General features: G+C 57.7%; 26 protein-coding genes, 1 tRNA gene and 1 pseudogene. 6 read left to right on the top strand and 22 right to left on the bottom strand.

Features of this window, described 5'->3' with window-relative positions; translation table 11 throughout:
- The first annotated feature begins 42 nt into the window (after positions 1–42).
- Positions 43–1,155: a phage head morphogenesis protein gene (locus tag RF819_RS03040; protein ID WP_158081226.1), complete on the top strand. Its 1,113-nt coding sequence runs from the start codon at positions 43–45 to the stop codon at positions 1,153–1,155.
- A gap of 335 nt (positions 1,156–1,490) precedes the next feature.
- A pseudogene (locus RF819_RS21625) lies at positions 1,491–1,634 on the top strand (AraC family transcriptional regulator); the annotation flags it as partial.
- A gap of 198 nt (positions 1,635–1,832) precedes the next feature.
- Here RF819_RS21625 and pyk read toward each other — a convergent pair.
- Entirely contained in the window at positions 1,833–3,251 is a 1,419-nt protein-coding gene (gene pyk, locus RF819_RS03030; protein WP_078366741.1) for a pyruvate kinase, read from the bottom strand.
- A 223-nt stretch (positions 3,252–3,474) separates the two neighbouring features.
- Positions 3,475–4,971 carry a tagaturonate reductase gene (locus tag RF819_RS03025; RefSeq protein ID WP_078366740.1) on the bottom strand — a complete coding sequence of 499 codons (1,497 nt, stop codon included), beginning with the start codon at positions 4,969–4,971 and terminating at the stop codon, positions 3,475–3,477.
- A gap of 348 nt (positions 4,972–5,319) precedes the next feature.
- Here RF819_RS03025 and RF819_RS03020 point away from each other — a divergent pair, with 348 nt between their 5' ends.
- From RF819_RS03020 to RF819_RS03005, 4 genes are all read left to right on the top strand, one after another.
- The gene (locus tag RF819_RS03020) at positions 5,320–6,516 is read left to right on the top strand and encodes an acetate/propionate family kinase (protein ID WP_078366739.1); all 1,197 of its coding nucleotides are present in this window, start codon (positions 5,320–5,322) and stop codon (positions 6,514–6,516) included.
- A gap of 341 nt (positions 6,517–6,857) precedes the next feature.
- Entirely contained in the window at positions 6,858–9,026 is a 2,169-nt protein-coding gene (gene dinG / locus RF819_RS03015; RefSeq protein ID WP_078366738.1) for an ATP-dependent DNA helicase DinG, read from the top strand.
- A 108-nt stretch (positions 9,027–9,134) separates the two neighbouring features.
- Entirely contained in the window at positions 9,135–9,464 is a 330-nt protein-coding gene (locus tag RF819_RS03010) for a hypothetical protein (RefSeq protein ID WP_078363602.1), read from the top strand.
- Between the two features lie 195 nt (positions 9,465–9,659).
- A tRNA-His gene (locus tag RF819_RS03005) sits at positions 9,660–9,735 on the top strand.
- A gap of 507 nt (positions 9,736–10,242) precedes the next feature.
- On the opposite strand, the gene RF819_RS21260 is transcribed toward RF819_RS03005, so the two are convergent.
- From RF819_RS21260 to RF819_RS02910, 20 genes are all read right to left on the bottom strand, one after another.
- Positions 10,243–10,419, bottom strand: a complete 177-nt coding sequence (locus tag RF819_RS21260; protein WP_158081225.1) for a hypothetical protein — start codon at positions 10,417–10,419, stop codon at positions 10,243–10,245.
- A gap of 10 nt (positions 10,420–10,429) precedes the next feature.
- A complete protein-coding gene (locus RF819_RS03000; RefSeq protein WP_143541585.1) occupies positions 10,430–11,476 on the bottom strand; it encodes a tyrosine-type recombinase/integrase in 1,047 nt (348 codons plus the stop codon).
- Positions 11,385–11,690, bottom strand: a complete 306-nt coding sequence (locus RF819_RS02995; protein WP_078363600.1) for a DUF4224 domain-containing protein — start codon at positions 11,688–11,690, stop codon at positions 11,385–11,387. Before RF819_RS02995 ends, RF819_RS03000 begins: the two co-directional genes overlap by 92 nt.
- Before the next feature lie 2 nt (positions 11,691–11,692).
- On the bottom strand, positions 11,693–11,863 hold the full coding sequence (locus tag RF819_RS21255; RefSeq protein ID WP_158081224.1) for a hypothetical protein: 171 nt from the start codon (positions 11,861–11,863) through the stop codon (positions 11,693–11,695).
- Between the two features lie 157 nt (positions 11,864–12,020).
- The gene (locus RF819_RS02990) at positions 12,021–12,353 is read right to left on the bottom strand and encodes a hypothetical protein (RefSeq protein ID WP_078363599.1); all 333 of its coding nucleotides are present in this window, start codon (positions 12,351–12,353) and stop codon (positions 12,021–12,023) included.
- 8 nt (positions 12,354–12,361) lie between these two features.
- Entirely contained in the window at positions 12,362–12,550 is a 189-nt protein-coding gene (locus tag RF819_RS02985; protein ID WP_143541584.1) for a hypothetical protein, read from the bottom strand.
- 616 nt (positions 12,551–13,166) lie between these two features.
- Entirely contained in the window at positions 13,167–13,382 is a 216-nt protein-coding gene (locus RF819_RS02980) for a hypothetical protein (RefSeq protein ID WP_078363597.1), read from the bottom strand.
- A complete protein-coding gene (locus RF819_RS02975) occupies positions 13,379–13,786 on the bottom strand; it encodes a hypothetical protein (protein ID WP_078363596.1) in 408 nt (135 codons plus the stop codon). The genes RF819_RS02980 and RF819_RS02975 overlap by 4 nt, the downstream gene beginning before the upstream one ends.
- Positions 13,783–13,983: a hypothetical protein gene (locus tag RF819_RS02970; RefSeq protein ID WP_078363595.1), complete on the bottom strand. Its 201-nt coding sequence runs from the start codon at positions 13,981–13,983 to the stop codon at positions 13,783–13,785. The genes RF819_RS02975 and RF819_RS02970 overlap by 4 nt, the downstream gene beginning before the upstream one ends.
- A complete protein-coding gene (locus RF819_RS02965) occupies positions 13,980–14,918 on the bottom strand; it encodes a hypothetical protein (RefSeq protein ID WP_078363594.1) in 939 nt (312 codons plus the stop codon). The genes RF819_RS02970 and RF819_RS02965 overlap by 4 nt, the downstream gene beginning before the upstream one ends.
- Positions 14,911–15,126 carry a hypothetical protein gene (locus RF819_RS02960; RefSeq protein WP_078363593.1) on the bottom strand — a complete coding sequence of 72 codons (216 nt, stop codon included), beginning with the start codon at positions 15,124–15,126 and terminating at the stop codon, positions 14,911–14,913. The genes RF819_RS02965 and RF819_RS02960 overlap by 8 nt, the downstream gene beginning before the upstream one ends.
- Positions 15,123–15,905: a hypothetical protein gene (locus tag RF819_RS02955; protein WP_143541583.1), complete on the bottom strand. Its 783-nt coding sequence runs from the start codon at positions 15,903–15,905 to the stop codon at positions 15,123–15,125. The genes RF819_RS02960 and RF819_RS02955 overlap by 4 nt, the downstream gene beginning before the upstream one ends.
- Positions 15,884–16,594 (bottom strand): hypothetical protein, encoded by a 711-nt coding sequence (locus tag RF819_RS02950; RefSeq protein ID WP_078363591.1) that lies wholly within the window; start codon positions 16,592–16,594, stop codon positions 15,884–15,886. Before RF819_RS02950 ends, RF819_RS02955 begins: the two co-directional genes overlap by 22 nt.
- A gap of 623 nt (positions 16,595–17,217) precedes the next feature.
- On the bottom strand, positions 17,218–18,084 hold the full coding sequence (locus RF819_RS02940; RefSeq protein ID WP_078363589.1) for an ATP-dependent DNA ligase: 867 nt from the start codon (positions 18,082–18,084) through the stop codon (positions 17,218–17,220).
- A gap of 648 nt (positions 18,085–18,732) precedes the next feature.
- Positions 18,733–18,921, bottom strand: a complete 189-nt coding sequence (locus RF819_RS02935) for a hypothetical protein (RefSeq protein ID WP_078363588.1) — start codon at positions 18,919–18,921, stop codon at positions 18,733–18,735.
- A 106-nt stretch (positions 18,922–19,027) separates the two neighbouring features.
- Positions 19,028–19,414, bottom strand: a complete 387-nt coding sequence (locus RF819_RS02930; RefSeq protein WP_143541581.1) for a hypothetical protein — start codon at positions 19,412–19,414, stop codon at positions 19,028–19,030.
- 390 nt (positions 19,415–19,804) lie between these two features.
- Positions 19,805–20,146, bottom strand: a complete 342-nt coding sequence (locus RF819_RS02925) for a DUF6378 domain-containing protein (RefSeq protein ID WP_200224171.1) — start codon at positions 20,144–20,146, stop codon at positions 19,805–19,807.
- A gap of 99 nt (positions 20,147–20,245) precedes the next feature.
- Positions 20,246–20,488, bottom strand: coding sequence for a hypothetical protein (locus RF819_RS02920; RefSeq protein ID WP_078363586.1), 243 nt, complete (start codon positions 20,486–20,488; stop codon positions 20,246–20,248).
- Positions 20,489–20,566: 78 nt separating this feature from the next.
- Complete coding sequence (locus tag RF819_RS02915; RefSeq protein ID WP_078363585.1) at positions 20,567–21,373, bottom strand: hypothetical protein; 807 nt, start codon at positions 21,371–21,373, stop codon at positions 20,567–20,569.
- A gap of 64 nt (positions 21,374–21,437) precedes the next feature.
- Complete coding sequence (locus RF819_RS02910) at positions 21,438–21,845, bottom strand: hypothetical protein (protein WP_078363584.1); 408 nt, start codon at positions 21,843–21,845, stop codon at positions 21,438–21,440.
- Positions 21,846–21,852 lie beyond the last annotated feature (7 nt).

Here is a 21,852-nt window from a genome sequence, read left to right as displayed (position 1 = left end):
AGCCTGAAGTGGGACGATCTGGCAGGGCCGGTGCATGGCAAGGTGTTCACCATAGCTGGTGCCACATCCGCTGACCTGGTTCTCGACATGCATGTGGCCGTGACAGATGCACTTAGCAACGGCAGCACCCTCAGCCAGTTCCGAAAAGACTTTGACCGCATCGTGCAGCAACATGGCTGGACCTACAAGGGCAAGCGCGGCTGGAGGTCAGCGGTGATCTTCAACACCAACATGCGATCAGCGCACATGGCGGGCCGCTGGAAGCAACTGATTGCCAATCAGGCACAGCGCCCCTATCTGCAATACCGCACAGCGGGTGACTCACGCGTGCGCCCGCTGCACAAGATGTGGAACGGCTTGATTTATCCACTGTCGGATTCATTCTGGCAAACCCACTTTCCACCCAACGGCTGGGGCTGCCGCTGCACGGTGCGGGCCTACGGAGAGGCCGAGATGAAAGACAAAGACCTGTCCGAGTCCGCCCCGTTTGAGATCAAGACCCGTGAGGTGATCACAGGCGATGGTGAAATCAAGGACAGGGTGCCTGTCGGCATCGACCCAGGCTGGGATCACAACGTCGGACAGGCCTGGATCAGTCCGGAACTGGCCTTGGGCAAAAAACTGGCCGCTTTGCCGCGCCAATTGCAGGGACCATTGGTCGACAAAACGATTTCACCCGCCTTTCAAAAGGTGCTCAGCGACAATTTCAAGGGCTTTAAAACGGGGATTAAACAGCGCAGTGGTCAGGCCCAAATCGTTGGATTTATGGACAGCGGCATGATCAACGCGTTGGCTGAAAAGCTGCCCGCTATTGAGCTTCAGTCCACGGCTGTTTCAGTGCTTGACGGCTTGACCAACCATCTGGCTGGCGGTCACAAGGCATCATCCCTGCAGGCTTGGCCGGATGAGTGGGTCAACAGCCTGCCAGAGCATTTCAGGAATTACCGGGCGGTGCTTTGGGACAAGAAGAAAAATACACTGATCGTTGTACCGCAAGGTAGCTTTAACAAGACCCTACCGAAAATCATACTGCGGTTAAACGAGCCCACCAAATTTGGCACGTCTGCATCTGTCATCTCTCTGGGAAGTGCATCTGCCGCAAACTTGCAAGACCGGAATGCCTACGATCTGCTGCTGGGAACCCTAGACCCATGAAAAAGCCCACACAGGGTGGGCTTGGGTCAGAAAGGGCGCTACGTCTTCATAATAAAGCCGCCTTCGCGGATTTTGGCTGGTGCATTTCCAGTCCACTGACTTGGTCGAAGTTTAAGCCCATCGTCTGTTCTTAGCAATATTCGGGCATTTTTCTAGCACTTCACCAGGCATTTAATCGGCATTTAATGAACACTTTCAGTCGAATTTTGGTCACTGACTGGATCAAAATAAACGTTCCTGGCGTTTTTGCTCTCTTTCCCGTAAATCATTGATTCAATAGGCCTTTTTCGGTATTTCTGGCGCCTTTCCCCTGGATCAATTCAAACATCCCCCCCCTGGCAACCTGGGTCATTGCCCGCCTGGCGGGGCTGGAGGCAGCCAAGGAAGCGATGTTTTACGTGGCCCCAGTCGGTGAAAAAGAGCTGTATGTTGACCGTGCGCTGGCCAATATCACGTCTTATCTTCCCGTGAACCGCTGATCTGGATCTGAGTGCGCAGGCATTTGCTGTGGCCTGATTGCCTGCTGAACTTCAACGCTGTGATTGAGAGAATAGGCAAGGGCGGCGTGCCTTGCTTGCCGATCTGGTGGTGCGTTTTGCAAAGGTGCCCGGGTAACGCACAAAAAGAAAAACGCGCTTGCCCCGAAGCCGGGACAAGCGCGTTGACGCAAGCTTTTATCAGCCGATTTGTGCGATACGCATCAAATTGGTGGTGCCTGAGGTGTTGAAGGGAACACCAGCCGACACCACGATGGTGTCGCCCGTTTTGCCTAGACCTTCTTTTTTGGCGGTTTCGCAGGCCCAGTCGCTCATCTCCAGCACGTCTTGAACGTCATGGCACAGCACGGGGTAGACGCCCCAGGTCAGCGCCAGCTGACGTGCAACGGCACGGCGTGGGGTCATGCCGATGATGGGGGCTTGGGGGCGTTCACGAGCCATACGCAGCGCGGAATAACCTGAACTGGTGTAGGCCACAACAGCCGCCACATTCAAAAGCTCAGCCACACTGCGCACCGCCACACCGATGGCATCAGACGGCACCGGGATGTGGGTGGTCTGAGAGGCTTTGATCGCCTCACGGTAGTAGGGGTCAGCTTCGGTTTGCGCAATGATGGAGTTCATCATGCACACAGCTTCGACCGGGTATTTACCGGAGGCGGATTCGGCGGACAACATCACGGCATCAGCACCGTCGTAAATCGCGGTGGCCACGTCGGAGGCTTCGGCACGGGTGGGCACCGGTGCGGTGACCATCGACTCGAGCATCTGTGTGGCCACAATCACTGGTTTGCCGGCTTCGCGGCAGGCACGGACGATGCGTTTTTGAATGGCTGGCACTTGTTCTGGTGGCATTTCCACACCCAGATCACCACGCGCCACCATCACAGCATCCGTTTCCGCCACGATGGCATCCAGGCTCAGGATGGCCGCCGGTTTTTCAAGCTTGGCCACAATACGTGCGCGCCCCTTGACGATGGATTTGATCTCCACAATGTCTTCTGGCCGTTGCACAAACGACAAGGCGATCCAGTCGATGCCCAGTGTCAGTCCGTAGTCCAAGTCTGAGCGGTCTTTTTCGGTCAGGGCCGACAGCGGCAAAACGACGCCAGGCACATTGACACCCTTGCGGTCAGACACAGCACCACCGGCGATCACGCGGGTTTCTGCAAAGTCGGGGCCAAAACTCTCCACACGCAGACGCACCCGGCCGTCGTCGACCAACAAGTCAGTGCCAACTTCCAAGGCATTAAAAATTTCAGGGTGGGGCATCGGCGCCCGGGTTTGGTCACCGGGTTTGTCGGTGTTCAGGTCCAGGCGGAAAGACGCACCTTCCGCCAGCATGATCGGGCCCTTGGCAAATGTGCCCAGGCGCAACTTGGGGCCTTGCAGATCAAGCAACACACCAATCGGGCGGCCTGCATGGCGTTCAATCGCGCGGATGGTGTCCAGGCGTTGTTTGTGATCTTCTTGTGTGCCGTGGCTGAAGTTCAATCGGAAAACGTCGGCGCCAGCTTCAAACAGGGCTTGAATGGTTTCGCGGTCAGCGCTGGCTGGTCCGAGGGTAGCGACGATTTTGGCGTTACGGTTACGGTGCATTTTTTTCAATTCCTTAGTCATTTTAAAAATCTCGCTCTGTGAGTCATTAACGTTCACTCGATGTTCCGCTAGGGAGCATCGAGTCAGGTGGAGTCTGTTCACGCTTGGTGCCATCGGTGGTCGACTTGCGCCAGATCGTGCCTGTGGTCATGGTGGATAGTCAGTTTTCTGTTAGCTTATTGATGTAAAGCACAAGACCCTGTATTTTGCCTTCTTCACGGGTTCACAGCGCGCCCATGGCCGACTTGATACCGATCTCCTTGATCCGGATCAAAGCGCTGGCCGTCTGCTGGGCCAAGCCAGGAACCTGGGTCAGGTCCTCGCCCCACAGCCGGACGTCTGCCAGCAGCGTTGATGCGACTTGGTTCAAGTCCGTGGCGCCATGCCACGCAGCGTGCATGATGACCAGAATGTCGGCGTTGTCTTTGATCGGATAACTTTGTCCCTGGCGCAGACCCTCGTAGTCTCCGTTCGCAGCGAACTGTCCCTTGTAAAAAGTGAGCAGCGCAGCCAATGAAAACGAGAGCCCGGCAGGTGCTTTGCCGTGTTTGGCAGCGTAATCCTTGATGGTTGGCAACACCCGCACCTGCCACTTGGAGACCGAATTCAGCGCAATCGAGATCAGTTCATGGCGGATGTGTGGGTTGGCAAAACGCTCCACAATGGTTTCTGCATAAGCCTTGCGCTCGGCCTCTGGCAGTGGCACAAAGGGGACAATTTCTTCGAACATCACCTTGTTCAGGAACTTGGACACCACAGCGTCTTCGGTCATCTCGCGCACCGTGTCCAGCCCGGCGCAGTAGGCCGCAAGAGAACTGGCGGTATGGGCGCCGTTGAGAATGCGCACCTTGCGTGTGCGGTAGGGCTGCAAGTCTTTTGTCCACACCACATCCAGGCCCGCCTTGTGCAGAGGCAGTTCGTCGGCAATCTTGGCCGGCCCTTCGATGACCCACAGCAGGAACGGCTCGGCCGCCACCGTCAGCGGATCCTTGTAGCCAAACTCGGCGAACAGCGCCTCGGCTTCGGCAGCAGGATAACCCGGGACGATGCGGTCCACCAGGGTGTTGCAGAACACGTTGTGTTCTTTGACCCAAGCGACGAACTCTGAGGGCAACTTCCAGACATCGGCAAATTGCAACACATAGTTTTTGAGCTTGGTGCCGTTGGCTTCGATCAGTTCAGCGGGCAGGAACACCAGGCCCGATTCAGCGGAGCCGCCAAAGGCTTTAAAACGCGCCAGCAGCAGCGCCGTCACCTTGGCCGGGAAGTTGGCCGGGCATTGGCCTTCGAACAAGGCTTCAGGGACATAAGCGATACCGGCCTCGGTGGTGTTGGAGACGACAAAACGCAAAGTCGGGTCCTGCATAGTGGCCAGCATGGCGTCCCATTGGGTGTAGGGGTTGAGGGTGTCTTTGACACAGCTCACCAAGCGTTTGGACTGGACCGGTTGGCCATTTTGCACACCGCGCAACAATACCGTGAACAGCTGGTCCTGGGCTTTCATCAGGTCGGCGATACCGCGGTCGATGGGTTGCGCCATGATCACTTCGGCGTTCATCAGGCCCGCACCATTGGTCACATCGACCATCCAGTCGACAAAGCCGCGCAGGAAGTTGCCGTCACCAATTTGCAGGATGCGCACGGGCTTCAGGGACGAGGGGGCTGTTGATTCAACACCCAGTTTGCCTTCGGCAAGCCTCTGGCGGTTCAGTTCATACATGTCTTGATCCTTTCTGGTCATTTATTCCGCCGTGCCTCCAAGAGCGCAGCGCACTTCAGGTGTTTGTCAGAATGTGCCGTCAAAGCGGCCAATGGTGGTTAGGCTTGCCCTGGGCAGGCGCTTGATCGCTCGATTCACACTTGTGTGTGCTTGACAGGCGCGGACTCTACACCAAATCGGGTCAAAATCCAAGAAACATGAAACACTGTTTTGTTTACGATGACTATTTTCACAAATTATTGAAACGATGTTTCATAAATTGCAGACTTTGTCGTATATTCTCTGCATCAGCCTGAAGTGACTTGATGTCCATTGGGCGCTGTTCAACCTACACAGTGAAACATGAACATGACCAAGCACAAAGCCTATCTGGTTCTCAACGCCGGTTCTTCGAGCCTGAAGTTTTCAGTATTTCGCCAAGCGACGGGCTCCACAGAGTTGCAAACCATCCTGTCTGGACAGATTGCGGGAATTGGCAGCCTTGCCACCTTTGAAGCCAAAGACGCCAGTCGCCGCGTTTTGGCCAAACACAGCTGGAACGAAAGCGACTCGAACAGCCGCGACATCATGCTCCAGTATCTGCTGGACTGGATCAGTAGCACCCTGGTGGACGATCAGATTGTTGCCGCCGGCCATCGCGTGGTTCATGGCGGGCGCTTCCTGGGCCTGCCAATGAAGGTCACACCTGCGTTGTTGAACGATCTGGAGCAACTGGTTCCGCTGGCACCGCTGCATCAGCCACACAATTTGGCACCCATCCATATCCTGGCACGCAATCACCCTGAACTGGATCAGGTGGCTTGTTTTGACACCGCTTTTCATAGCACCCAACCCAAGCAGGCTAAGACCTACGCACTGCCACGGGCACTTAGCGACGAGGGTGTATGCAAATACGGTTTTCACGGCCTGTCTTACGAATACGTCAGCAAACAACTGCTGGCCACGCGCCCGGAGTTGGCCTCAGGCCACATCGTGATCTGTCATTTGGGCAATGGATCCAGCCTGTGTGCAGTCAAGGATGGCCGCAGCATGGACACCACCATGGGCTTCACGGCGCTGGACGGTGTGCCGATGGGCACCCGCTCGGGCAGCATTGATCCGGGTGTGCTGCTCTACCTAATGCGTGAGAAGAAGATGGACCTGGAAGCCATCGAGGATCTGCTGTATCGGCGTTCGGGTTTGCTCGGTGTATCCGGCCTGTCCAATGACATGAAGGTGCTCGAGGAGTCGGACGATCCCCACGCCAAAGAAGCTGTTGACCTGTTCTGTTTTCGCGTAGCCAAGGAAGTTGCTGCGATGGCTGCCTCCATGGGCGGGCTTGATGCTCTGGTGTTTACGGCTGGTATCGGAGAAAACTCGCCCTACATTCGCAACATGATTGCTCAACGTCTGGCGTGGCTCGGTGTCAAGTTGGATGCTGATGCCAACTCTTCACGTCAATTCAACATTTCGGCGACAGATGCACGCGTTCCCACCTTTGTGGTGCCGACCAACGAAGAAATGATGATTGCCAAACACGCGATGAACCTGCTTGCGGCTGCTTAGATGTTGTGCGAGTGTCAACACCAGGGTGTTGGACACTTTTGGTAAGTCTGTCTAAAGCATGACAACACGGGGGCCACGGGTCCCCGTTTGCCTATGTGGCGTAGCGAGTTTGCACGCCTTGCATTGATCCGGTCATTGGTTTTGGGACTTGGATGGCATACCTGTGAAAGCTGTCTTGGCGTGCATCACGGGGGTTAAGCCTTGCCAGATACAATCATCGGCGCCTGAACCAGATGCTTGGTTTGGGCATAAGCCTATGATTTATATTAAAAAAATATCCATGTCGCGTTGTCTGTGGCTGTTTGTTGAAGCCACCACGGTGGGCGCGGGTGGGCGTCGCTTTGACTGACCACCCCTTGGCAGCGCTGTCGCTGGCCGCGTTTGACCGGATGGTCGCCAGCACTTCGGCGTTCCGGTCGCGTCCCGGCCAGCGCGAGATGGCAGAACGCATTGCCACCGCCTTGCACAACGTCACCCTCGGTGAGCACGCTGACCCCGAAAAAGCCATTGCGGTGATCCAGGCCGGTACCGGTGTTGGCAAATCGGCAGCTTATTTGTCGACCACAGTGGCGCTGGCGCTGGCACGCAAGACACGGGTGGTGGTCTCTACCGCCACGGTGGCGCTGCAAGAGCAGCTCATGACCAAAGACCTGCCCGCGCTGGCCGCAGCGTTGGACACCCCGTTTGTGTACGCATTGGCCAAGGGCCGGGGTCGGTATGTCTGCAAACTCAAACTGGAGCGTCTGGCCGGAGCCGGTGAGGACGACAGCAGCGAGTTGTTTGGCGTGGATGAAGATGCGCCGCCGCCCCCAACCGCGTATGCCAAACAGCTCAAGGGCCAGGACTGGCAAGATCCCGAAGAGCGTCGTATGGCCTTGTACGACACCCTGGCCAATGCGCTGGCCGCTGGCCGTTGGGATGGTGACCGCGACAGCCTGGCCGAGCAGCCCGACCCGCGCGACTGGTCCACGGTAGCCGCCGAGCGCCACACCTGCACCGCACGCCACTGCCCGCTGTTTCGCAATTGCAGTTACTACAACGCACGTACGCTGTTGGCACAGGCCCAGGTGATTGTGGCCAACCACGACCTGGTGCTGGCCTCGCTGGGTATGAAGGCGCTGCCCGAACTCGACAACTGCCTGGTGGTGTTTGACGAAGGCCACCACCTGCCTGCGGTGGCGCTGGACCAGTTCTCGGGCGCCATGGACCTGACCGGCCTGCGCTGGCTCGACAAGCTGCCCAAAATCCTGCACGAAGTGGCTGAAAAAATGGGAGTTGCGGTCGAGCAAGATGTGATCACCTTGGCCCAGCAGCTCAAAACCGCACTGCTGGACGCTGGCCGCATTGCCATGGACTTGCTGCGTGGTGTGACCGACAGCTACGACATCGTGCACCGTTTTCCGGATGGTGTGCTACCCGAAGCTTTTATGGACCCGATGTCTCTGATTCAGGGCCATGCCAAAGGTTTGTCGGAGGTGCTTGAAGCCCTGGGGGCGGAACTCAAAGCCCGCGCCAAAGAAGACCCGACACAAGCTGCCCAAAACTCGGTGCAGTACGCCAAGCTGGGCCAGATGGCGCCCAAACTCAACAGCGTGTTGGGCACCAGCGCGATGCTGCTGGCCCATGACGCGCAGCCGATGGCCAAGTGGCTCAAGTCCGACACCAGCAGCGGCTTGGTGTCATTGAGTGCCCATGCCTGCCCGATCGTGCCTGGCAGCTTGCTGCGCCACCACCTGTGGCGTCAGGTGCGTGGTGCGGTGATCACCTCGGCTTCTCTCACCAGTTGTGGCAGTTTTGACTATTTTTTGGCAGAAACCGGGCTGCATCGGCTCGACCATGTCAGCACGCTGGCGGTGGACAGCCCGTTTGATTACCGCAAGCAGGGCCAGTTACTGGTGGTCGACACCGTGGCCGACCCACGTCAGGTGGAGAATTTCACCCGTGAGATGGTCGCCACCTTGCAGGCCGATTTGCGCTTGGTCGCGCACGGCGCATTGGTGCTGTTCACCTCGCGTGCGCAGATGAAGGCAGCGGTGGATGCGCTGGACGCTGCACTGTTGGGCATGGTGTTGGTGCAAGGCCAGTTGTCGCGTGCGCGTCTGCTGGGCACCCACATGGCGCGGGTGGAGGCGGGCCAGCCCTCCGTGATTTTTGGCATGCAGTCGTTTGGCGAGGGGCTGGATTTGCCTGGCCAGTTGTGCGAGACGGTGTTCATCACCAAACTGCCTTTTGCCTCCCCATCCGACCCGGTGGAGGAAGCCCGTTCTGAGTGGCTCAAGCGCGAAGGGCGCGATCCGTTTTCTGAACTGGTGGTGCCTGCCACTGGCATTCGCCTGCTGCAGTGGACCGGGCGCGCCATCCGCACCGAAGACGATTTGGCGCGGGTGGTGTGTTACGACAAACGCCTGCTGTCCACCCCGTATGGCAGACGTATGCTGAAAGGCTTGCCGCCGTATGCGGTGCTGCGCCGGGTGGGCGGGCAGATACAAGCCGTTGCCGGGTCGCTTTGAAGAAGAAAGCGCTTGTGCCACAGAGTGTGGTGGCTTGCATCGGCGAGGTAAAGTGGCTTGCAAAAGGGGATGGATGCCCCATTTGAACGGTTCACAAGGAGCAATGTTTTGAGTGACGTGTTGTTGAAATTATTGGGTTTTGTTGTGCGGGTCGGACTGCTGCTGGCGGGGCTGGTGTTTTTTGCCAGCTTGATGGCCGCAGGTTTGCTGGTTCTGATCCTTTGGCTGTTGCGTGCGTTGTGGGCCAAGTTAACCGGCCAGCCGGTGAGCCCATGGACGTTTCAGATGAATCGCCAGGCCATGTGGCAGCGTTTTAACCAAGGCGGTTTTGGCCAGCCTGGCAGGGCAACGCCGAGCCCTGACAACGTGGTGGATGCAGAGGTGACGGACGTGACAGAGGTCACCGATGTAGAGCCCAAACGAATCACACCGCGTTGATCCGGCACTAAAAGCCTGGTTATCTTGCAAAAATTTATCTGTGTTCTACGCAGGCATGCCAAAAAACATGCGAGTCTGAATCCGCACTGTGCTCCCCCTCACAGCGAGGCCATCGAAAGTTAATGGCCTTATCTCGCTTTTGGATTCAAGTGCGCGGCATTTTGGTTGTGGTGTGATGTTATAATTTTGGGCACGGTGGCTGTAGCTCAGTTGGTAGAGTCCAGGATTGTGATTCCTGTTGTCGTGGGTTCGAGCCCCATCAGCCACCCCAGTAATAAAGGGTTTCGCACTACAAAAATAGTAGCGTAAATCGTAGCAAAAACGGTGAAACGTAGCAAGTCGCAAAGACCACAGCTCGACACCAAAAATAAACCCGCCTAGAGCGGGTTTATTTTTAGCCGAGGATGTACGTCGAGCCACACTTTCGACAGTACGCGGCCCAGAGTTCTCCGCCGCCTTCAACCGGCGCTCTGTGTTTGACGTCGAAAGGTATCAGGCACTTCGGGCAGAGCCCTGAGTTCGCGGTGGCTGACTCAGCAGGCGTCATGACTGCGTTAGCTTCCCATCGGCACAACTTGCGACGCGGGTCCAGCGTTCTGTGAACGTCTGGCCGGGTGTACCGTTACCGACTGCCCCGGTCGCCGTGTTGTGCGTCGCCTGACAAAACACTTCGCCTGTGTCAAGGCGTACGTCGAGCGCGGCTTTCTTGCCTGAGTTCAGAAGGTCAAAGAATTGTTTGACGTGTTCAGCACTTGTTGACATTTGGTCCTCCTGCGTTTCACTGTGCCGGGTTGGCGTCGCTATTCCAACCCTTGCACGGGCGAGACGATGTGTAGTATTCAGCGGACGGATCGCTCAGCCGATACTCGCCCAACATCTTTTTTGCCTCGTCCATTGTTTCAAACTCGTCTACTGTTTCGAGGTATCCGTTGCCGCGACGTTGTATGTAAACCATAGTTCTTCCTTCACGCCAGCGGCGTTACCTTGATCAATTCGCGCCGGTCATAGACCCGGTTCATGGTCTTTTCCTGGCGGTGGGTGTTGGGATCACGCTCCTGGTGTTTCATTTCTGAGACATAAAGTGCGCGCAGGTCGTGCGCCGTGAACCACTTGGCGTCCTTGGTGCCGCCCGGTGCGTAGCTGTGCATCAGCCGGTTCCACAGGCACTTGAAGCCTGCGTCGACGTACGGCGTGCCGTCGAGCGTGGCGAACAGGTAGATGCTCGACACCCGGCGTTTGATCGCTGCCACCTCAGCTATCACCTGGTGCAGCAGGTCGCTCCAGGCGATGAGGTAGTGGCGCTCAGGCTCGTTGAACTTGGTCTTGGAGTCCTTGACCTTGAAGCCCTCGGGCTGCAGAGCGCTCTTGGTCAGGTGCAGTATCTCGGCCCGGCGCCTGCCGGTGAGAGCCACGGTGCAGCCGATCAGGGCCACGAGGTAGGCCGAGCCGCCCTTGCTGCGGGCGTGCTCCAGAAAGTCGTTGAACTCTGCGATGGAGACCTTGCGCGTACGGGCACGCTCCATGTTGCGCGGCACGCCGATACAGGGGTTGGCTTGCGCCAGCCCTTCACCGAGGCCGAACTTGTAGGCGCCGGAGAGTGCAGCGCGGTCGCGGTTGGCCCGAACACGCCGTGTGGCACGGCCATCCTTGAGGTACTTGGCGATGTGGTTCTTGGTCACGCTGTCCGGGTGCATGTGGCCGAAGACCGGGATGATGAAGCGCGTCAGGCTGGCCTCGTAGTCGTCGATGGTGCTGACCGCGCGTGCCTCTGGGTCATGCGCGGCGATGTACGCGCGCTGCTCCTTGATGAACTCGTGGCACATGTACGCCACGGTGTGCTGGCCTGGCGCGGGCGGCGTTTCCATGAGCTTGGCCAGCTCGGCCTTGGCCACTTCGAGGTCGTAGCCCAGCGGCGTGTATTTATTTTGAGGCTTGCAGAAGTACAAGACCCGGCGCTTGCCGGGACGCTGGTACAGGCCCGGCACGCCTGGCACGGGCAGGTTGTTGCTCATTGATTGCTCCTTGTTTCGCGGTCCAGTTCGGTTCGGGCTCTTTGATCTTGCCAAGCCCCATCTTGGCGTGGTAGTGGGCTCGGTCGACCTTGGGCTGTTTGAAGCGGTTCATGATGAACTTGAAGCCGTTGGTCTTGAGCCACTTGGCCTGCCGGGCAGGCTGCTTGTATCCGGTCAGGCTGACCAGTTCCTCGGGGCTGAGGACGAGGGTCATAGCTATAGATTGAATTCGTCGAGCAGTTTGAACTGGGGCTCAGCCCGAACCCAGCTATACCCATGCTCACCGTCAGTTTCCTGTTTTTCGATCTCTTTAATGGCGGAGTCATAGTCCTCAGCCTCGATAGTGATCACGATAATCTTCGTGACTTCGACGTAAAACGCTTTCATCTGATCCTCCGTACCGGTTGCTCGTCGTGGCGTTTCCGAGCTTTGAGAAAGTCGTACACGCCCACCGTGATGACGACCGCCGCACCAAGGGCTGTGGCTGTGCGACTGAGATAGAACGAACCCTTGGCCATGCCAGCTAAAACTTTCCAGAACATGCTCAGCCTTTGTACTTAGCGTTGATTTCGGCCAGCAGCCACACTGCCGTGCGCTTGCACGTCGCGGAGTTGAGCAGGCCGTTGTCCCAGACAGCGTCGCTCTCGGACACCTTCTGGCTGTACTGCATCAGAGCTTCGATGATGAAGGACTGAATCAGTGCGCCCGTTGGGCAACCAAAGTTCATGACGCGGGCGATGAATTCTTCGTTCGTCTCGGGTCGCGGCGGCGTGGCGGTTTCACCCAGCAGCTCGCCCAAGGCGCTGTCCAGGTCGGTGTCTTCGTCGATGACGATGGGGTTCAGGCCCGAGGCCCGTAGTGCTTCGATGGGGTTCATAAATCCTCCTAGTAAATTACAAAGTGCGGAACACGCAGTTCCTTCAGGCCGGGTATGGCGACCAGCGGGTCGAAGACCTGATCGTCGGCGTCGTAGATGTCGTCGAGATCACGGATAAAGACCTCCACACCGTCGGGCTCAGAGCACCAGACGGTGTTGACGATGCCGCCACGGACTTCGATCAAAATCATGGACATAGTTGCTGCTCCTTATGCTTAGCACGGATGGGCCGCGCGAGTATTTCGTTTACGGTCCAGCCGCGATAAAGGCGCGTACACAAAGTGCTTTTTGATACACCTAGTTCTCTCGCCCATTGCGCGATGCCTTGCGTGCGCCCAGCGTGGGTTAAGCGAACTGTGCGGCTCGTGTTGTTTTGCTGCTGTGTGGATGTCGCCCAACGTGTGTTATCGGGTCCATAAGGCTTGCTGTTGTCTATCCTGTCCAAAGAATGCAATTTGCTTGGGCGGAGCCCTACATCCGAAAGAAACATTTCAAATGAGCGCCAGCGCAATGGCGGCGTTCGCGCTTTGTATTGCGGGTATTGTTTGTGCGTGGGCCGCGTACAACGGTCCCACATGTTTGCCCAAGCGCGGAACTCGGCGGATTTAGACATTCCATGCGTTTTAGTGGCTTCAGAGAGAAGGTCTTTTGCCATGCACCCACATGACAGCGAGTCAAACGAAGAAAGTCTGGACGCGCGAATCAAGCGCTCAGTGCCGCACACGCATATGCATCTGTATTTTGTTTCTTTGCGTGGTTCTGCGACACGCTCAAAAACACGCCACCTCCCGATAATTGAACCACTTAATGTGCTCATACCTTGTCCTCCAGTTCCTTGATCTTCAGTTTGGCACCGGCCTGCTGCGCGTGCTTGAGGTAGGCGCGGGCGTTGCCCAACTGGGCCAGGCGCTGCGCCTCGTCGGTGTACGGGAAGTCGATCTGGGTGGCAGACAACTTGACCTCGATCCGGCTGCCACGGCCCTTCTTGCCGTGCACGTCTTGCAGAGTGGCTGTGGCTGTGGCGGTCATGATGTGGCTCCTGGGCAGACGCTGCTGTGCGAGGACCCCATGTCCTTGTCAATCGGTTCACCGTACGCAGACTCGCAGAATTCGCCACAGGCGCTGCACTCCAGATGCGGGTCTTCGTAGTTGATGTCAGCCGCGACGATGTGCCAGTCCGCCTCAGCGTCTGGAGTGCTGGTCAACTCAATCTCTTTGTTCGCGCACTTGCTGCACAGCACGCCGCCGTCAGCGCAGAGGTAGTAGAGCGGGTAGCCACCGGGCCAGGCCCAGCGTTCCCACTCCTTGTGGTCGAGGCGGATGGCGTAGTAGCCCACGTCAGCCAGCTCTTTGACCAGCTTGTCGAGGTCGGCGTCCACAGGCGCGCCTCGGGTGGCCACGATCTGGCCGAGTTCAAAGAGTGGTGTTTTCATGTCTGTTCCTCGACAGGTTGTTCGTTCGTGTAAAGCAGCAGGACTTTCTCGCGCGGCGTGGTCGGGAAGCCGTCGGCGTCGACACGATGTGCGAAGCAGCCGTTGCCAGTGGCCGAGCGCGCGGTGAGCTTGTAGCCGTCGACGACGCTGCCCAGCGGCAAGTCTTTGAGCGGTGTGGTGGTGAATTTGAATTTCATACCCCTGCCTCCGCAGGCACTTCGTCGGCCAGACGCTTGCACACCGGGTCGAAGAACTCGCTCTTGAGCGCTTCCTGGGCGTGGTCGTCACCGATGAAGCCCCAGCAGCTGTCGTGGTCGATGCTCGTGCCGTCTTCGTCGAACCACTCGACGACGCAGCCGAACACGTTGCCACTGATGATGTCGTTGTACGTGTCGAGGAATTGCTCGCAGTAGGTGCGAGCCTGGTCTGCGCGGTCTTTGCCCTTGGCTTCGTCATCGTCGAGCTGCTGGCGCAGATACTCGTCAGGCACCCAGACGCCCGCGCCGCTGGCTGTGTCCCACCTGCAGCGCATGCCGCCGCCGCTCAGGCTCCAGTGCTCGCCGCTGTGAGAGTAAACATCCAGCAGCTGCGCGTCTTTGTCACCTGGGAAGTAGGCGGGCTCGGACCACATTTCTTCGAGGACAGCCCGGAGGTCTTCGTCGTACATGATGTTGGCCCAGCCGCTGTCATTGCAGTCTTGACGCAGGCACGACTCGACGTACTTTTCCTGATCCTGGTACGGCTCTTCATACGATGTGCCGTCGTACGTTGCTGCGATGTCGGCCAGTTCGTAGCGCAGCATGACGCGCTTGACGAGCCGATCTGTGGCTTCATGCCAGGCCCTGTCCCACACCGCGTCGAGGTCCGCTTCACCGTCAGAGGTGTTGCCCAGCGCTTCGAGGCCGTTAGAGTGGTCGTCGTGCCCAGCGTGCCGGTGGAAGCTGTACATCTTGCCCATGCAGTCGCCCAGGAGGTCGTCGATGTCGCGGTAGTCGTTGTCCTGTACGCAGTAGGCGACGACGTACTTGTCGTCGACCTTGGCCTTGTGCATGTCGATCCATTCGACAGGTTCAAACGTCAGTTCGCAGTCAACGCCTTCGACGTCTTCAAGATAGGTGGTGCGTTTACGCATGAGCTGTCTCCAGGTAATCCGTGAACGAATAGGGCAGGCCGTACGGCGTGTCGCCTGCGTCGAACTCAGCACGCAGGTCCACCGCGTCGAGCTGCACAAAGATGTGCTTGCCGTCGAGGTGCGGGTGGTCTTCGTGGATGGCCTCAGCTATCGAGCGGAAGGTGTAGCGCTGACCGCTGCGGGCTGCGAAGTAGGGTTCGTGGGTCATGGTGTGATCCTGACAAAAACGACTGAGGTTGGCGGCACATCCGGGTTCATTGCGTTGTAGCGGTTGACATAGTCGGCGGTGTTGGACCAAGCCACTGGGAACCGCTTACCACCGTCGTCGTCGGACTCTTCGAGTTCTTCGCGCAGCTCGCGCCGTCCAACGAGCTTGCCGATGTTCAGCATCAAGGCTTCACTGTCGAGTGCGCCGTGGAAGGCGTTCGAGAAGTCGCCGTTGGAGAGGAAGTCTTCGTAGATGCTCCAGTCCCAGTCTTCTTCGTCCAGGGCGTCGACCGCAGCAGTCAGTAGGCAGTACAGCTGGTTGTGGTCCCAGCCCCGCAGCGGTCCCCAGCGTGCTATATCGGCGTCATAGAAACTGATGAAGCCGCTGCGCGACGTGAACATGTCCTTGGCAGCTTTGCGCAGCGCCTTGCGCCCGACGCGCCGGGCCAAGCGCAGCATGTCCTTGTAGGCCACCTCGACGAAGACACGGTCGGTCTCGAAGTTGTACTCGCGCGGGCTCGTCATGTCCTTGTAGGTCATGGGCACGTCGATGAGGGCTGAGAAAGAAGGCACGTAGTCGCGGGCCACTTGGCGGTAAGCGTCGTGGTACTTCGTGTGACGGAAAAGCAGCGCAGCAACTTCGCTCATAGGAACGTCGTACTCGGCAGCCAGCTCTTCGGCGTAACGGTTTTCTTCTTCGTCGATGCCTTCGGACCACTTGGTTTCGTAGAACCCGGAAAAAGGGATGCGCGCTTCCATCACGCCTTCTCCCCAGGCCATTCCTCGGGCCACAGCTCACGGGTGATTTCTTGAATGACGTGGTCGAGCACCATGCTCTGTCCGGTGCAGCAGCGGCCCCAGATCGTCAGGCCGCACAGGTCGCCCGTGATCTCGCCTTTCTCGGCCAGCTTACGCTGCAACCAGCCACTGACCACCCAGTGCTCGTAAACCTCGTCGTAGTCGTAGTCGAGGTCGTACTCGCGGCACACCCACTGGTACTCGTCATCGGTGTTGATCAGCTCCCAGACGCAGGCTCGGATGGCGGGCAAGACGGACTCTATGGCGGCTTCGCGGGCATCGTCTTCGTCGCCGTACGTGGGGTCCGCCCCTTCGTAGCCCCAGAGCGTGTCGCCGTCTTCGTCGGGCGATGACTCGAAGACCTCCGGCACCTTGGCGTCCACCAGCACCTCGCTCCAGTAGCCATGCTGTTCAGCCACTTCTTCGAGTTCGACGCGGTCGGCATCGTTCATGATGAACTGACGTACCGCTTCTTCGTAGTCCTGTCTGACGAACAGTTCTGAGAGTTCGTCAGAGTCCGTGCTCAGCGCGTCCTGCATCTCTTCGTAGCTCACGAGTTGGCTAAGCCGCATGACGCCTGTCATCAGGCTGCTGACGCAGCACACCACTTCGCGCTGCACCAGGCGACCGGCCAGTTCCTGGCGGATGGATTCAAGTTCTCGGTTTTCCATGGAGTCTCCCTTTGCGGTTATCTTCCCCGACGTGATAGGCATCACAGTGCGGGCACTTGTAGGCCGTAATGGCTTTCTCGCGGACCTTGGACATGCGCTTGGCGATGCCACGCGCCAAGTTCATCGTGCTGAGCTTGTCTTTACCCAGACAGCAGACCTCAGCGGCTGCGTACTCGGGGCGGGTCATAGGCTTTTGCGCAGAGCTGGCGCTGCGAAGGCTTGCGCGGGAGGCATACACGAACGAAACAATCGGCTGTAGGTCCGTGCGTAGTTCAATTTCAGCTCGGTGCACCACTGTGCAACGGTTTGTTTACGCCCGAGGTGTGTCACAAAAAGACAGTTGCGTCGGTTGTTGTTTTGGACCAAACGTGTAGACCAACAACAGTTTTCTGGCGTGTAGTCGCCTTCGCCATCTTTGCGGTCGAGACTGGTGCCTGGTGGGCGCTCGCCCATGTCTTGAAGGAACGCTTCATATGAATCCCAGCGCGGGCAAATACGTATACCCCGCCCGCCGTAATTTTTGTAGCTGATCACGTTCGGGTTGTTGCACCGTTTACGCATCTCTTGCCAGCTGCGGTAAGTCGTAGAGATACCCTTTGCAACTGAGCCGTGGCCGTGCGTCTTCATGACATATCTCGCGCGTCGCGGAACCCCTTGAACGAGGGGTGTCGGGGTCGGTCAACGCGCCCAATAGGGAAGTGGTTGTAGCTGACGATCTTCCCGATAGGTGGTTTGGCCCAAAGGGCTGCGCGGTCTTCAGCGGTAAAGCCTGTTCCAATGTGAAAGTCGATGCCGCTCTTGACATCACGCACATGCAGCGCGCCCATCGAACCCTTGCCCGTCTTGTTCGCTTGGTGCGAACTGCGCTTGGTGCGGCCCAGCTCACTGGTTGTCGCCTCGTTGCCGTTGTGCTGCTCTTCGACGACCGCAAGCACGACGGCTTCGTCGGTTTCCATACGCTTGAGCTTGAGCAAAATACCTTCATTGGCCGTGCTGCGTCCAAACTTGTATTTGCCGTTTGGGTCACGTAGGATCAAGCCTTCGTAGCCCAGCGTCAGGTGGCGCTGTTCCATTGCCAGTAGCTCGTCGAGGTCGTTGATGACGGTCTGCTTAACTTCGACGAGGTGCTTTTGTTCGTCTGAAAGCCGAGGGCGGCGCTCGAAGTAGGTGCGTTGCGGAAACTGAACGCTGTCGAACACGTAGAACCGCACGTCGGGTTGCCCGCTGACACGCATGACCCCGGACACCGTGTCGGTGTAACAGGTCTTGCTGGTCGGTTCACCGACGATGAGTTCGCCGTCGAAGTGCTCGCACTGGCCGAACAGAGTCTGAACGTGCAGATTTGGAATCTTCTTCAGACTTCGTGAGAGTACGATGCCATCCTTAACGATGGCGCGTACGCCGTCGAGCTTGGCGGAAACCATCCAGCCTCGTGAAAAATCTAGCTTGGTGACGTCTTCAATAGCTGCAGCAAGTAATGGTTTAAACACAGATTTTCCTTACAGGGGTTGTTAATGATCTTTCAAGACTCCAACCTTGGCGGCAAAATCTGTCGCGCACAAGGCTAAGTCGTAAACCGTGGTCTTCAGCCGCTTGAGCCAAAGTGATTTTTCGGCCTTTACGCCGCACATAAACAGTGGTGCGTCTATTGCGGGCTTGCGTTTTGGCTGAAGCCCAGATGCAATTTTTGGGGGTATAGCCTCGGTTCACATCTTTGCGTTCGAGAGTGAATCTTGGAGGGCAAGGCCCCATGTCAGCAAAAAACGCTGCGAATGAATTTAGCCATCGACGGCACATTGTTATTCCACGCCCACCGTAGTTTTTAAACGCGCTTACGTTTGGATTAGAGCACCGACTCTTGGCTCCGGCCCACGCGTTCCATTCGCGGGTGTCTGTCTTGCTGTGCGTTCGATTTTTGCATCCAACGTCAGAACAGGTGTCCACAACCAGGCACCCGCAAGAACGTGTGTGAGCTGAAGCAAGATTGCTGGCTTCAACCAATATCACGTTTCCGCAGGCACAGATGCAATGCCATTGAGCGCGCTTTCGACCGTTTGGCTGTACGAAGTCTTTGGCACGGCGTTGAACGAACAGTCGCCCGATGACCTTTCCCGACAAGTCAGTGAGCTTTGTCATCTTCAGTGCCTCGTTTCTTTGCTGCGGTTCGCTGCGTCCGCAGCGGTCTTGAGAAGTTCTGCGGCCACCACATCCAGTGCCTGGAGCTGAATCTCATGCATCTGGTTGCAGCGTGCGTTGTGCTGCTGGACGGCGCGCTTGATCTCGAAGTAGGCGCGCGTGGCGGGGTCGTTCTTCCAGCCCGCTCTCATGATGCGCCGCCGATCAGACGTGCTCGTTCGTCATCTGTATTGATGTTCATAAGACCTCGTTAGAGTTGTGGGTTTAAATAAAGGCTGCAGTCACCCGCAGCCCGCTTTATTTGCGCTTGACCGTGATGGTGAATTCTTTGAAGTCAAGCGTGATGCTGCCATCGTCTTCGACGACCGTCACGTTGGGCTTCTCTGGCGCGGCTTTGCGCTGAGGCACTGTCAGGCGGGATACAGGCTCAGGCTTTTCTTCAGGTTGATCAATCCAGGTGTAGGCATAGCGCGAACGCTGCGCGGTTTCCTTGCTGGCGTACCAGCGCTGTACTAGACCTCTACGCCACATGTGGCCGAGGTAGTCGCTGACGCGGTTAGGGCTGGGTGCGAGCGCCCGCACGCGTGGGTCGTCGTGCAGGTCGACACACGTCTGGGGTGTGTTGCCCGCCGCTCGAAGGAGTTCTTCGAGTATCTGGTAAATCTCCGCTTCGGACTTTATCATTTTGGACTCCGGTTTCGCTTTGTATCCACCGCGCAAGTTCCTGGCGGCTTTTTAAATTGTTTATAAAAGTCTGTTGTGGGAGCTTAGTTTCCCACTCAAGATCACGCAAGAGGACGCCGCCGTCTTTGCTTCCAACGATAACCGCTATGTTGCGGCCTTCTGAGTACCGATCACGCAACCACTCAGACTGCAGTGCGGATAAGTTTGCACAAACGCCGTCTTTAGCTATACGCTCGATGAATTTGTACTCAATCCAAAGGTCTGCGTATTTTCCGCTATACCAGCAGTCGGCTTGGCCTCCGTTGAAGGGATTGTTGTTTTTGATTCGGTACAGGCTCTTGGGTAAGTGCCTGTGGACCGAATCAATGAACGCTGTCTCGGGTTTGCGGCTCATTTAAGGCGGGCTTCGCCATAAAGGCTGGCGTAGGCGACGAGGTCTTCAACAGAGTCGACGTGTGGTTCGGCCCGCTGATTGTCGCGCACGGCTTTGAGTAAAATCATGAGCAGCCACCCATGCGATTCGGTGAGGGTGTGCCCGGTGACAGCGTTGAACGCCGTCACTGTAGCCGCCATCGAGCGTTCACCTTCTGGTTTGTCGTAGGTCGCCGCGCGTGCTTGCATAATGCTGGCGGCTTTGATGAGCAAGGCTGGCGCTGTCGGTTCGCAAGGCGGTGCAGTTTTGTCTTTGATCCATTCGGGTTGTTCTTTGGCTTGCGTAACAGCGCAGTTCATCTTCACTCCTTTGGGTTAATCGAAACTCTGTTGAGAGCACGTTGTGCTCTCAACAGAGCCGCCTCGTTGAGAGGCGACCCTTGATCAGATTAGATCAGATCAGACTGCAGCTGTGGGTGCCAGCGCGTCCAGAGCAGCCTTGGCTTTGTCAGCTTCTTTCTTGAGCTTGATCAATTCCTTGTCGGCTGCGGCCTGAGCCTTGGCGTACGACTTGGCGGCTGCGACTGCGGCTTTTTCGCTGGCGCTCACTGCGGCTGCAGCAGTTTTTGCAGCGACCTTGGCGTTGGCCAGAGCGGCTTTGCGGTCAGCGGGAGAGAGAACTGCGGATGGGGAACGTGCCATGATAAAAATACTCCAGGTTGTTGTGAAAAAGAAACGAGATGGCCGTCTTTCCGGCCTGCCATTCGAGAATCGAAACTTTTAGCGGCGCACAGCCTTCTTGGCTGGCGCCCGGCGAGCCGGTGCAGGTTCGGCGGTGGCCGCAGTCACGTCGGGCTCAGTCTGCAGTCGTGTGAGCGCGGTTTCTTTGAGGCTTTGCGCGATGGCGAGCAGCGGGTCTTTGGGGGACAGCTTCTCGATGACAGAGAAACGCAGCGAGGCGTATTCTTCGTCGCTCATCGTCACACGGGTGGTGACACCACGGATTGGCACGCCGTACTTGCTGACCACGTTCGCCACATGACCGTCGAAGCTCTTGAGTCCGGTGCTGGACACCTTCAGAATCATGATCTGCGACTCGGCGTCGGCGTCCAGCGGGAGCACCGCCAGCAGCCGCGTGTTGGAGCACGCTTTGCCACGACCGTTCTTGGCTGACTTGAACTGGTTCGCCCAGCATCCGGCGCACGCAGCACACTGCTTGTCAGGGCTGTTGTCCGAAGGCACGAGGCCCGCAGGCTCCATACCGATGGCGAAACAGTCTGGTGGCACGATGTTCTGGCGGTCGAAGTCCGACGAGTAGTAGAAGTTGGCTGCGACGAAGTCGACGATGACGCACTCGATTTCATCGACCTCCAGGCCGTTGGGCAGCTTGAGGGTGCGGCCTTGGGTCACTGTGATGCGGTCACCGCTCGGCGCAGCGATGCGCTTTTGCAGTGCGGCCACTTCAGCAGCGAACTGCTCCTGGATGTTCGCGGGGAGATTGACTTTCGCTTTGACCAGCGCAGTGCCGACGGGCTTGGTAGCGTCGAAGGCAGAGGTGGTTTTCTTGGGGGTTGCTTTGGTTACCATGGTTTTCCTTGCAAGGTTGTTGAAGAGTGTCGTTGGTTCGCTTCGATTCGCTTAGAGTTGAGGATCAGAGATCGCGCAGGCCAATCTTCTTTTCTTCAAATGGGACGAGGCCGGGGACGGCGCCTTTCATGCTCCACAGCTCGCGCACGGCGGGCACCGAGATGCGCCGCTGCAGCAGGTCGGGACGCTTGATCTTGGCCGCGTAGGCGAAGAAGGCGTCGAAGCCAGTTTCGGGGATGAAGTTGAATGTCTGCACCGTGGAGAGCGAGGCGGTGGCTGTCTTGCCAGTGGACTTGGTCACGCCCTCGGCGTCCATCAGGGCCATGAGCTGCTGCTCAGTGGCTTCGTATTCGGTGGTAAGTTCTTTCTCACGGACTGCCAGCTCGCGCTTCTGGGAGCGTATGGTGTGGAGCTGGTCGATGAGACTGCCGACGGTGACTTTGGGTTTTCGCAGAGCAGATACGGTTGCCATGGTTTGC

The organism is Rhodoferax fermentans, from assembly GCF_002017865.1.
Lineage (GTDB): Bacteria > Pseudomonadota > Gammaproteobacteria > Burkholderiales > Burkholderiaceae_C > Rhodoferax > Rhodoferax fermentans.
Note: the sequence above shows the minus strand (reverse complement) of the source record. Positions and strands in the feature narration are given on the sequence as shown.